The 11,377-nt window shown below is 73.2% G+C and carries 11 protein-coding genes; 6 read left to right on the top strand and 5 right to left on the bottom strand.

Translation table 11 applies throughout. The features are described 5' to 3' along the window. Positions 1-5: 5 nt before the first annotated feature. The 3 genes from SY84_RS12485 to SY84_RS12475 form a co-directional block, all read right to left on the bottom strand. Positions 6-980, bottom strand: a complete 975-nt coding sequence (locus SY84_RS12485; protein WP_052751257.1) for an NAD(P)/FAD-dependent oxidoreductase — start codon at positions 978-980, stop codon at positions 6-8. A gap of 38 nt (positions 981-1,018) precedes the next feature. After that, positions 1,019-1,705 (bottom strand): SDR family oxidoreductase, encoded by a 687-nt coding sequence (locus SY84_RS12480; protein WP_046844283.1) that lies wholly within the window; start codon positions 1,703-1,705, stop codon positions 1,019-1,021. A gap of 68 nt (positions 1,706-1,773) precedes the next feature. Next, positions 1,774-2,232 carry an Lrp/AsnC family transcriptional regulator gene (locus SY84_RS12475; protein ID WP_046844282.1) on the bottom strand — a complete coding sequence of 153 codons (459 nt, stop codon included), beginning with the start codon at positions 2,230-2,232 and terminating at the stop codon, positions 1,774-1,776. Positions 2,233-2,338: 106 nt separating this feature from the next. On the opposite strand from SY84_RS12475, the gene SY84_RS12470 reads away from it, so the two are divergent. Further along, entirely contained in the window at positions 2,339-3,286 is a 948-nt protein-coding gene (locus SY84_RS12470) for a DMT family transporter (protein WP_046844281.1), read from the top strand. After that, positions 3,276-4,472, top strand: coding sequence for an aromatic amino acid transaminase (locus tag SY84_RS12465; RefSeq protein WP_046844280.1), 1,197 nt, complete (start codon positions 3,276-3,278; stop codon positions 4,470-4,472). The genes SY84_RS12470 and SY84_RS12465 overlap by 11 nt, the downstream gene beginning before the upstream one ends. Before the next feature lie 602 nt (positions 4,473-5,074). Here the strand turns inward: SY84_RS12465 and SY84_RS12460 are convergent. Continuing rightward, positions 5,075-6,895, bottom strand: coding sequence for an N-acetylmuramoyl-L-alanine amidase family protein (locus SY84_RS12460; protein ID WP_046844279.1), 1,821 nt, complete (start codon positions 6,893-6,895; stop codon positions 5,075-5,077). A gap of 84 nt (positions 6,896-6,979) precedes the next feature. On the opposite strand from SY84_RS12460, the gene SY84_RS12455 reads away from it, so the two are divergent. The 3 genes from SY84_RS12455 to SY84_RS12445 all read left to right on the top strand — a co-directional run bounded on the left by SY84_RS12455 (position 6,980) and on the right by SY84_RS12445 (position 9,229). Continuing rightward, positions 6,980-8,077, top strand: a complete 1,098-nt coding sequence (locus tag SY84_RS12455) for a GTP pyrophosphokinase (RefSeq protein WP_046844278.1) — start codon at positions 6,980-6,982, stop codon at positions 8,075-8,077. Positions 8,078-8,178: 101 nt separating this feature from the next. Continuing rightward, the gene (locus SY84_RS15990; RefSeq protein WP_157882981.1) at positions 8,179-8,958 is read left to right on the top strand and encodes a glycine-rich domain-containing protein; all 780 of its coding nucleotides are present in this window, start codon (positions 8,179-8,181) and stop codon (positions 8,956-8,958) included. 73 nt (positions 8,959-9,031) lie between these two features. Further along, positions 9,032-9,229, top strand: coding sequence for a hypothetical protein (locus tag SY84_RS12445; RefSeq protein ID WP_046844277.1), 198 nt, complete (start codon positions 9,032-9,034; stop codon positions 9,227-9,229). Here the strand turns inward: SY84_RS12445 and tilS are convergent. Next, a complete protein-coding gene (gene tilS, locus SY84_RS12440; protein WP_046844276.1) occupies positions 9,218-10,816 on the bottom strand; it encodes a tRNA lysidine(34) synthetase TilS in 1,599 nt (532 codons plus the stop codon). The genes SY84_RS12445 and tilS overlap by 12 nt on opposite strands. Before the next feature lie 36 nt (positions 10,817-10,852). On the opposite strand from tilS, the gene SY84_RS12435 reads away from it, so the two are divergent. Beyond that, complete coding sequence (locus SY84_RS12435; protein ID WP_046844275.1) at positions 10,853-11,341, top strand: peroxiredoxin; 489 nt, start codon at positions 10,853-10,855, stop codon at positions 11,339-11,341. The last annotated feature ends 36 nt before the right edge of the window (positions 11,342-11,377 follow it).

The raw sequence follows: 11,377 nt of genomic DNA, 5'->3' as shown, positions 1-11,377 counted from the left end.
GCATCTTACTCATCACGACTGTCGGGGTTGCGGACCCCCTCGTCCTGGGGGCTCTTGTGGAACGCCGCGCCCATGGAGTGCACTGCCGCGTGGATCAGGCGGGTGTTGATCACCTGCGCCGCGTGCATGCCCGCCGCCGCTGCCTGCACCACGTACTGCGGCGCGCCCGTCATGTCCCCGATGGCGAACACGCCCGGAAGGCTGGTCTCCTGATTGCCGTCCACGATCACGCGGCCCTTCTCGTCCAGCGCGCAGCCCAGTGCGGCGGGCAGGTGGCTGCCGCCCTGCTGCTCTGGCGCCAGGAACACCGCGTCCACGCTCAGGGGCGGCGCGCCCACGAACGACACGCACACCGGGGTGTCCTCGGGCGGGCCGCCACTCACGCGGCGAACCGGCTGCGTGCGGACCGCCACACCCACCCGCTCCAGGTCACGGGCCTGCTCGGGCGTCAGGCATGGGTCCCCGTCGCACAGCAGGGTCACGCGGGGCGACCAGGCCCGGACCGTCAGGGCGAGGTGATGCGCCGACTGCCCCGACCCGTACACGGCCAGGGCGCGGCCCTCGTGCTCCCAGCCGTCACAGTACGGGCAGTGGAACACGCCCTGCCCCCAGCGTTCCCGCAGGCCCGGCACCGGCGGCAGGATGTCCCGCACGCCCGTCGCGAATACCAGCACCCGCGTGCGCTGCCACGCGTCCCCGACGCGCACGCCGAAACACTCGCCCACCCGGCGGACCTCGCGCGCACTGTCCGCCCGGACCGTCACGTCATACGGTTCCAGATCCGCCAGGGCGGCCGCCTTCAGCTCCTCGGGGCTGATCCCGTCGCGGGTCAGGAGGCCGTGCCCCGCCGACACGCTCGCGTTGCGGGGCGGCCCACCGTCCAGCAGCAGCACCCGCCGCCGCGAGCGGCCGAGCGTCAGCGCCGCACTCAGGCCCGCCGGGCCCGCCCCCACGACCAGCACGTCCCACAGGCCCGGCACGACCTCCCCCGCACGCGGCGCGGGAACCTCCGCCCCACTCACTGCGGACCGGGGCGGACGCTCAGGTCCGGCAGCAGCGCGTCCCGGGGCGCATTCAGCGCGAACGCGATCAACGCCGCCACCGACTCCGGCCGCACGAACGCCTCCGGGGTGTACGGCGCGCCCTCCTGCGACCGCACCTTCTCCTGCATGGGCGTCGCCGTGCGGCCCGGGTACACGCTCGTGACCCGCACGCCGTGCGCGGCCTCCTCCTCACGCAGCGCGTCCGCCAGGGCCTTCAGGGCGAACTTGCTCGCCGCGTAACTGCCCCAGCCGGCGTTCGCGCGCAGGCCCGCGCCGCTGTTCACGAACACCACCGAGCCCCTCTCGGCCCGCACGCGCGGCAACAGCAGGCGCGTCAGTTCCGCCGGGGCGACCACGTTCACCGCCAGCGTGTGCGACCACACCGCATGGTCCTGCTCTGCCACCGCGCCCAGCTCCACCACCCCTGCGTTGTGCACCACGTTCGACACGCGCCCCAGCCCCGCCAGCGCCGCCTCGAACGACTCCGGGCGGGTCAGGTCCAGCACCAGCGGCGTCCCCCCCACCTCCGCGCACAGGGCCTCCAGCGCCCCCACGTTCCGGCCCGACAGGATCAGGTCATGCCCCGGCGCCAGCTCCCGCGCCAGCGCCGCCCCGATCCCACCCACCGCCCCCGTCACCACCGTCACCGGACGAACACTCATAGTCCGACGGTAGCAGGGCTGTCGGACGTGACGTCTGGGTCGCAGGAAACGGTGAAGAGGCGTCGCCTCTAGCCCAGCTGCGGGTACACCGTGGCGCGCTTGACGCGGCCGTACGCGAAGCTGGTGTCGATGGAGGCGATGCCGGGCACGGCGTGCAGTTCCCGGCGCACGAACGCCTCGTACGCTTTCAGGTCAGGGACGAGGACGCGCAGGAGGTAGTCGGCCTCGCCGGTCATGACGTAACAGTCGAGCACGGCGTCCATCCGGGCAATCGCGTCCTCGAAGGCGCGGATGCTGGCGGTCGTGTGCAGCTGGAGCCGCACGCGGACGAACGCGGTGACGGTCAGGCCGTACCCCTCCTCATCGACCAGTGCGGTGTACCCCTGGATGACGCCGGAGTCCTCCAGCTGCCGCACGCGCCGCAGGCACGGCGACGGCGAGAGGTGCACCTGATCTGCAAGCTCCTGGTTGCTGATGCGTCCGTTCGCCTGGAGGGCCGCGAGAATGCGGCGGTCACGGTCGTCCATGGGTGGATTGTGGCAGAATCTGCCCCTGATCCAGCCCAGGGCGGCAGGTTTTGGCAGCTTCTGACCATTCTGGGGCTGCATCCGTCTGCTGGCGGAGCATGAGGTCATGAGTCAACTCAGCTCCACGTTCCCGCCGGGGACCGCCCGGGCCCGGTCCAGCGGCACGCTGCTCGGCTGGGCGGCGCTGGCTGTCACGGTGCTCATCTGGGCGGCGTTCGCACTGACCATCCGCGCCATCGGGCACTCGCCGCTGACGCCGGGGGACGTGGCCCTGATCCGCTTCCTGATCCCCGCCGCGCTGCTGCTGCCGCTGCTGCCCTCGCGCCTGCCCGCGCTGCGGCGCGTCCCCCCGCACGCGGCGCTGATGATCACTGCCGGAGCGGGCCTGCCGTTCTTCCTGATCGCCGCCGCCGGGGGCGCCAGCACCTCCGCCGCGCACGTCAGCGCCCTCGTGGCGGGCACCACCCCGCTGTCCGTCGTGCTGGTCGGCGCCGCGCTGTTCCGCGACCGCGTGACCGCCGCGCAGTGGCCGGGCCTGGGCCTGATCCTCCTCGGTATCGTGCTGCTGGTCGCCGGGCTGGGCACGGTCGGCACCTCCCCCCTCACCGGAATCGCGCTGCTGCTGAGCGCCAGCCTGCTGTGGGGCGGCTACACCCTCGGCATGCGCCGCGCCGGACTCGATCCCCTGGGGGTTGCCATGCTCGTCACGTACCCCTCGCTGCTGCTGCTGGCACCGCTGCTGCTGAGCGGCACGCTGCCCAGCCACCTCACGCAGGTGCCCTGGCATGGCCTGCTGCCCTTCATCGCCGTGCAGGGCATCGGAGTGGGCGTCGTCGCCTCGCTCACCTACCCGTACGCGCTGCGGCACCTGGGCACGCTGCGCTGCGCCACCGTCGGCGCCCTCGCCCCCGTCCTCGCCACCCTGCTCGCCCTGCCGCTGCTCGGCGAGCGGCCCAGCCTCGCGTCCGCCATCGGCGTCGCCATCGTCACCACCGGCGTCCTCGTCTTCAACCTCATGCCCACCCGCACCAAAGGAGCTGCCCATGTTCAGTGACCTGCACCCCCTCCCCCTCGATCCCCTCTGGGCCCTCCAGAACGCCCACCGCGACGACCCCCGCCCCCACAAACTCAACCTCGGCATCGGCATCTACCGCGACGCACACGGTCACACCCCCGTCCTGAACGCCGTCCAGCACGCCGAACGAAGCCTCGCCGAGGCGGCCCCCAGCAAGGTCTACCGGCCCCTGAGCGGCAACGCCGACTTCACCGCCGCCATGACCCGCCTGCTCCTCGGCGAACACACCCCCACCCTGGACCGCGCCGTGACCGTGCAGACCGTCGGCGGCACCGGCGCCCTGCGCACCCTCGCCGACCTGATCGCCAGCGCCCACCCCGACGCGACCGTCTGGACCTCCAACCCCGGCTACGCCAACCACCACCCCCTCATGCGCGCCGCCGGACTCCTCACCGCCGAGTATCCCTGGCAGGACGACGGCACCGGCACGACAGACCTGCGCCCCATGCTCAGCGCGCTCGACGCCGCCCAGCCCGGCGACATCCTCCTCGTGCAGGGCTGCTGCCACAACCCCACCGGCATCGACCTCAGCCAGGAAAGCTGGCACGCCCTCGCCCAGCACTGCCAGGGGCGCGGCCTCATCCCCCTCGTGGACATGGCCTACCAGGGCCTCGGCCAGGGCCTCACCGAGGACGCCCAGGGCCTGCAGATCATGACCCGGCACCTCGGCACCGTCCTCATCGCCGCCAGCTGCTCCAAGAACATGGGTCTCTACTGCGAACGCACCGGCACCGCCACCGTCCTCGTCCCCCAGCCCAGCGAGAAAGCCGCCGTCCTCAGCGTCCTTGAGGGCATCGCCCGCCGCACCTACTCCATGCCCCCCGAACACGGCGCCGCCATCGCCGCCGCGCTCCTGAACACCCCCCACCCCTGGCACCAGGAACTGGGCGCCATGCGCGACCGCATTCGCACCGTCCGCACCCAGCTCGGACACGCCCTCCGCGACGCAGGCGCCCCCCACGACCTCCTCACCATCGAACACCACCAGGGCATGTTCAGCCTCCTCCCCCTCACACCAGAACAGATGGACACCCTCCGCGACCACCACGCCATCTACGGCACCCGCGAAGGCCGCATCAACATCGCCGGCATCCCCGACCACGCCATCACCCCACTCGCCCACGCGCTGATCGCCGTGTACGGGCGGGAGGTTGTCGGGCGGTAGGGGGTTCCAGAGTCGATTGGTTGCACCTCGCGGCAGGCTGCCCCACGGAATCGAGTTGGAAGGTGGGCGCCTGCGGCGGGCTGCCCCACCCCCCAGCCCCCTCCCCCACAGGGGCAGGGGGAGTTTTTGCTGCGCTCGGCAAGGTATTTCCCAGGCCTGGTCAGCGGGTGACTGGCGGGGACGGCCACGGATGGGGCTGCAGACCTCCGAATTCGCTGCGGGCGCCCCGCGCGCTGCGCGCACGACGGGCTCGTCTGCCACGACGCCAGTGTGGCCAGTCAACTTGGTGCGTGCCGGAAGGTTCCACTTTTTCTCGCTTGGGCAAACGCGTGGTTTTGAAAGTCGATCAGCCGCGCGAAGCGTCCCACCGATCACCTGACCGCAGACCCCCACCGGCCGTCGTGCGCGAAGCGCGCGGGCCTACGAGGGGGGTGGAGGATGGCGTCGAAGCCGGACACGTCACCGCCCACCACACCTCCGCCGCCCAAGTCAAATCTCTTGCCCAGTGCCAACGTAAGCCCCCCCCTGCCCCTCTGGGGGAGGGGGTTGGGGGGTGGGGAGGCCCGCCGCAGGCGCAGCCCTTCCAATCCAGTCCCGAATCCCTACCGCCCCGCCAGCCCCGCGTAGTACGCGCTGATGCCGTCCGCGATGGCCTGCGCGACGCGCCGCTGTCCGTCGGGGCTGTTCAGGAGGCGGAGGTTGCCGGGGTCGGTGAGGTACCCGGTTTCCACGAGGAGGCTGGGTTGGGTGGTGGGGCGGGTGAGGGCGAGGTCCGCGTCGGGTTTGAGTCCGGCGCCGGGGCCGAGGTCGGGGAGGTTGGTGCGGAGGGCGGTGAGGATGGCCTGCGCGGCGCCTCTGGCTTGCTGGTGGGTGTAGTAGATCTCGGGGCCGCGGGTGCCGCGGGGGTCGCGGCCGTCGGGGAGGGCGTTGGCGTGGATGCTGATGAGGAGGTCGCTGCTGGCTGCTTCGGCGATCAGTCCTCGTTCGTAGAGGCCGAGGGTGGTGTCGGTGTCGCGGGTCAGAACAACCGTGGCCCCCTGTGCTTCGAGAAGCTGGGCGGTTATGAGTGTGATGGGGAGGACGAGGTTCTTTTCGGGGGTGCCGAGGCTGCCGGCGCCGCCGTTCTGGGTGCCGCCGTGGCCGGGGTCGAGGGTGATGACGCGGCCCTGGAGGGGTCGGGTGGGGTCCGGGGTGGGGGGCTGCCGGGTGGTGAGGAGGAGGCCGGTGTCGTCGTGTTCGGCGTGGAAGCCCCAGATGGGGGCCTGGAGGGTGAGGTCGAGCTGGGTGACGCCGGGCGCGGGCGTGGTGATGGTGAGCCGGTCGAGACGGGGATCGTTTTCCTCGGGCGCGGTGAGGGGCTGGGTGGGGGTGGCGTAGAGGGTGAGGCGCAGGGTGCGCTCGCCGGTCTGGGTGAGGGTGAAGGGGGGCCGGGCGGGGCCGAGTGGGAGGTGCAGCTGGAGCTGGTCGGGGGTGCTTCTGAGGGTGAGGGGGCCGCCGCCTGGGGCGGGGGGCGGGGTGAAGCCGGTGGGGGTGGTCTGACTGGCGGTGATCAGGGCGCTGAGGCCGGGGGCGAGGCGGACGCGCAGGTCGGGGCCGACGCGGCCGACGGCGCGGTATGTAGTGCCATCTCTGGGGTACAGCAGGGGTGCGCCCTGGGTGGTGGTGAGGCGGGTGCTGCTGGCGTTCAGGCCGGGGCCGGGGATGGTGCCGGGTGGGGTGGTGACGGTGCGGGCGGTGCCGGGGGCGCTGGTGACGCGGCCGGGGGCGGGGGCGCTGGTGGTGCGGCCGTCGCGGCCGGTGAGGGTGACGGTGAGGGCGGCGCTGCTCAGGCGGGCGGTGGGGGGCACGTCGAGGGTGCCGCTGTACGTTCCGGCTGGGCCTTCGCGCAGGGGTTGTGGGGGCAGGCTGGCGATGCGGGCGCTGGCGCGGCCGCCGGGGCTGCCCTGGAAGCGCACGGGAATCTGCCGGTCCTGGGGGGTGTCCCCGGCGGGGTCCCACAGTTCGGTGGGCTGCGCGGGCGTGATGCTGGCGCGGGTGATGGTGGTGGGCGTGGCGGGCAGCGTGCGGGGGACGGTGCGGGTGACGCGCAGGATGCGCGTGGTGCTGCGGGCGCTCTGGCCGGGGCGGGCGGGGGTGCGGGCGATCAGGCGCAGGTCGTTCACGCCGGGCTTGAGCGGGAACCAGCTGATGTACAGGCCGTCGGGTCCGGTGGGGACGGGCGTGCCGCTGACCGTCAGGGTCGCGCCGGGCGGCACCATGCCTTCGAGGATGACGTGGTCGAACGCGACCCGGTGGCCTTCGGGCGGGTACGCGACGAGGATGCCGGGCGCGCTGCCGGTGGCGGGGTTGGGGGTGGCGGCGGGGGCCGCGCCGAGGGTCAGCAGGGCGGTGCCCAGGAGCAGGGCGGGCAGGGCGGGGCGCATGTCTGGGGATAGCACGCGGCGCCCGGGGCTCGGGTGTGGACCTGCGCGCCGGGCGGGGCGGACGCGGGTTTAAGCTGGGGGCACATGAATGGTCAGCTACTCCAGGCGTACGAGGACGGGTGCGAGACCTTCGAGGGCCTGCGGGACGCGGCGGTGACGCACGTCACGCGGCTGATCGCCGGGGCGGGCCTGAACATCCATCACGTGACGGGCCGCGTGAAGAAACGCGCGAGTCTGGAGGACAAGCTGCGCCGCAAGCCGGGCCGCTACGGGTCCCTGGCGGACGTGACGGATCTGGTGGCGGTGCGCGTGATCACGTACTTCGAGTCGGATGTGAGCGTGGTGTCGCGCCTGCTGGAGGAGCATCACGAGATCGACTGGGAGAACTCGATCGACAAGAGCAAGATGCACGACCCGGACCGCTTCGGGTACATGGGCGTGCATTACGTGGTGCAGGTCACGCCGGACTCGCCGGACCTGTCGGGGTTCGCGGGCCTGAAGTTCGAGGTGCAGATCCGGTCGATCCTCCAGCATGCCTGGGCGGAGATCGAGCATGACCTGGGGTACAAGAACCGCGAGGCGATCCCGCGGGAGGTGCAGCGGCGCTTCTACCGGCTGGCGGGCCTGCTGGAGATGGCGGACGAGGAGTTCATGACCCTGCACCGCCTGTCGCAGCAGTACGCGGCGACGCTGCCCACGCGGGTGGAGGACGCGCCGGACGCGGTGTTTATCGACGCGCCCAGCATGAAGCATCTGCTGGGGGTGGCGCCGGTGCGGGACCTGGATCAGCAGGTGGCGGGCGCGCTGAACGTGCTGCTCCTGACGGACTGGCCGGACCCGGAGCGGCCACAGCGGCTGGCGAGCCTGCTGCATTACGTGGGCGTGCATTCGGTGGGGGCGCTGCAGAAGGAACTGCGGCGGCATGAGGACGAGGTGGTGCGCTTCGCGTCCCTGCTGCTACCGCGCCTGCGCGAGGCGTGGACGCCAGCGGGCGGCGCGCGGCCGGGGACGAGCGTGGTGCATTACGCGCTGCTGCGCGCCTGCGCGAATCCGCTGCTGGACCCGCACGAGATTGTCAGCATGCTGGACCTGCGCGGCGTCCTGAGCGGGGATCAGCTGGTGGCGGCGGTGCGGGAGGCGTACGCGCAGGTCATGGCGGACGGGTCGGCGCGGGTGGGCTGACGGGCGCCTGACACGCCGCGCGCACGCTGATCGTGACGGGATCACCAGCGTGGAGGCCGTCCAGGCCGACCGGCAAGCCGTGTCCCGTCAGGGAGAGGGCCATGAGCCACGAACGAATGAGCGGTCAGCTGAATGTCACCCCGAACCTCCCGGTCCTGCCGACGCTGCCCCCGCTGTGGGATGAGTTGCGCGCGTACGTCCTGCCCGAGGGCCTGCTGGCCCGCGTGGCCCGAGAGCAGCGCTGGACCCCCGCGTATGCGCAGCGCGCCGCGCTGGAGTACCGCCGGTTCCTGCTGCTGTCCACGCTGGGCGCGCCGGTCACGCCGTCTGCGGTCGTGGACGAGGTCTGGCACCTGCACCTGCTGTTCACCCGCGACTACTGGGAGCGCCTGACGCCGCTGCTGCCCGCGCCGCTGCACCACGAACCCGGCAGCGGCCAGCCGGGCGACCCGGCCCGCTTCCGCGCGCAGTACGAGGCGACGCTGGACGCCTACGCCCGCACCTTCGGGGAGCGTCCCCCGGCGGACATCTGGCCGGACCCTCGCCGCTCGCGTCCCCGGCGGGAGCACGTGCAGGGCAGCGCGCGCCGCTCGGGCCTGTGGCTGGCGCTGGGCGTGGCGGTCGTCACGGGCCTGACCTTCGCCTGGAGTCACGTGGCGCTGCTGCTGGCCCTGGGCGCGGGCCTGATCGCGCTGCTGATTGTGAACCTCACCCCGTCCGAGCTCTCCCCCACTGCCCTGCGTCGCCGCTCGGACGGGGACACGGGCGTGACCTGGATGGGCGGCAGTTCCGGCGGCGACTGTGCGCCCGGCAGCGACAGCAGCTGCTCGGACGGCGGCAGCAGTTGCGGGTCCAGCTGCGGCGGCGGGTGCAGCAGCTGAGCACTCGCCCGGGTGCATGGGCCTCGGCCAGTCGGCGGATACGGCACGTACCCTGCCCCGGGTACGGTGGCGCATGCAAGTCGAGCTTCCCGGACTGCACACGGGCCCCACGGACACTGACCTGGCGCGGTTGTCCCGGCATGAGCTGATCGTCCGGCACGGGAATGCGGAGGACGAGGCGAACGCGGCTCGGCTGGGTCTGACGGCCGAGCAGTTCCAGGCGCTGCGGGCGTCCCTCGCGGCACTCCGCCGCTCATCCTCAGGGGCGTGAGGCTCGCAGCTGGCTGAATACCTGTTTCAGGAGGCGGACGGCCTCGCGGGCGCGGATGCCGGGCGTGACCCGGGGTGCGTGGCCCCAGTGCGCGGCGAGGAGGTCGGTGACGCCGCCCAGCGCACCTGCCTTGGGGTTGGCGGCGCCGTAGACGATGTGTCCGATTCGCGCTTCGAGAGCCGCGCCGAGGCACATGGGGCACGGTTCGAGCGTGACGACCAGCGTGCAGCCGGTCAGGTACGGGGTGCCGAGGGTGCGGGTGGCCTCGCGCAGGGCGGTCAGTTCAGCGTGACGGGTCATGTCGCCGTGTTCGCGGCTGGTGTTGCGCCCCCGCCCAACCACGGTGCCGTCCGGGCCCAGGACGACCGCGCCGACCGGGACTTCCTGCGCGTCGGCGGCCAGCCGGGCCTGCGCCAGCGCCTCGCCCATCGCGGCGTGCAGGGGCTCGGGGGGCTGGGCGGCGTGCTCGCGTGCCCCACTGGCCCAGATGGGAGGCTGGAGGCCGATCCACTGCACCCCCGCATCACTGACGAGCAGCGGCACGCGGTCCCGGTCGGCGCGGGGCACGTGCCGGTCGGTCAGCACGTCGCTGAGCTTGCGGGTGCCGCCCGGGAGGTGGATGCGGTCGCCGGGCTGCCGGGTGCGGCGCGTCCAGCCGTCCGGGAGGGGGAAGTCGGGGGCCGGGTACGTCTGCGGGGTCAGGTGCACCCTCCCGCCGGTGACGGTGACGGGGTGCGCGCCGGGCAGGTCGAGGTGCGTGGTGCCGCCCGACGTCAGGGCGTCCGCCAGGGTGTCCAGGTGCGTGGCGTGCGCGTCCAGACCCGCGTCCCTCAGGCGGGCGCGCAGCCAGCGGCGCAGCACGGCGGGCGGCACGGCGCGCAGCGGGGCGTGCGGGGTGATCCGCTCGGCCTGGGCGCTCAGGGCGTCGTCGTCCTGCGCCTGATGCCGCGCCACGCGGGCCAGGGTGGTCTCCAGCGCGGGGTAGCGGGCGGTCAGGACGGGCATCACGTCGCGGCGCAGCCACGCGCGGGTGTACGCGGGGTCGTCGTTGGTGGGGTCCTCGCGCCAGTCCTGCCCCTGCACGCGCAGGAAGACTTCCAGGTCGGCGCGGGGCACATCCAGCCAGGGCCGCCGCACCCGCCCGCGCACGGCGGGAATGCCGTGCAGGATCGCCTCGCCGCGCAGCAGGGCAGTCAGGACCGTCTCGGCCTGATCGCGGCGGGTGTGGGCGGTCAGGATGACCGGCGCGCCGTGCGCCTTCGCCGCGCGCGCCAGGAAGTCGTAGCGCAGGCGGCGGGCGGCGTCCTCGGTGTTCCAGCCGCGCCGGGCGGCGACCGCGCCCACGTCCACCCGCGCGCCTGCGTAGGGCACCTCCAGCCGCGCGGCGAGCGCCTGCACCCACGCGGCGTCCTGCGCGGAGTCGGGCCGCAGGGCGTGATCCAGGTGCGCCGCCACCGGCCGCGCGCCCGCCTGCCGCAGGGCCAGCAGCAACGCCACGCTGTCCGCCCCGCCGGACACGCCCACGACCACCACTGCCTCCGCGTACTCGCGCAGGGGCCGCAGGAGGGACTCGGTGGGATCGGGCACGCGCGCATTGTACGGGCGGCCCGTACAATCGGGCGCATGAGTGTCACGCCCGGACAGGCCGCCCCCGACTTCACGCGCCGCAGCGATGACGGCCGCACCGTCAGTCTCGGCGCGCTGCGGGGCCGCTGGGTGGTCCTGTACTTCTACCCGCGTGCGAGCAGCGCCGGGTGCAGCATCGAGGCGCAGCGGTTCGAGGCGGCCCTGCCGGAATTCGAGCGTCTGGGCGCGCAGGTGGTCGGCGTGAGCACCGACACCGAGGCGCGGCAGGCGGCGTTCCGGGATTCGTGCCGCCTGAGCTACCCGCTCATCCCGGACGGGGACCGCAGCCTGTGCCGCGCGTACGGCGTGATGGGCACGCTGGGCGGCCTGTTGAACATGGCGTCGCGCGTGACGGTCCTGATCGACCCGGACGGCCTGGTGGCGTGGGTGCACCGCAGTGGGAATCCCCTGACGCACGTCAGCGGCGCGCTGGCGGAACTGGAGCGGCGCACGCAGGGCGCCCCCACCGCGCACGCCGGAGTGTAAGGACCGTCAGGTGCGGGTCACGCCCGTGCCTTACCC

The organism is Deinococcus soli (ex Cha et al. 2016) (assembly GCF_001007995.1).
Classification (GTDB): Bacteria; Deinococcota; Deinococci; order Deinococcales; family Deinococcaceae; genus Deinococcus; species Deinococcus soli.
Note: the sequence above shows the minus strand (reverse complement) of the source record. Positions and strands in the feature narration are given on the sequence as shown.